Below are 281 nucleotides of genomic sequence, written 5' to 3' on the forward strand. Positions count from 1 at the left end.
GCCCGCGCCTCCGGCTCCGGGCTCGCGAGCAGCGCCGCCACCAGGGCGGCGAGTTCGGCAGGCTCGGCGATCCCGGCGGGGGGACGCGCCTGGGCGGTCCGGAACGCGAAGGTGCGCACGGCGTCGTGCGGGGCGGCCAGCAGGCGCCCGATCTCGCTGGCCGTCAGGGCCGCGCAGGCCCGCGGGCCCGCGCGCAGCACCCGCAGGCCCAGCCGCGCCACCGGCTCGATCCGCCCCTCCGCGGCGAGGCGGAGCGCCAGGTCCGGGCGGGCGCTCCAGAG

1 pseudogene is annotated in these 281 nt (G+C 82.2%); it reads right to left on the reverse strand.

Annotation, left to right across the window (positions count from 1 at the left end):
- Window positions 1–281: pseudogene (locus ACLBYB_RS33465) on the reverse strand (hypothetical protein); the annotation flags it as partial.

The organism is Methylobacterium sp. D54C (genome assembly GCF_053345595.1).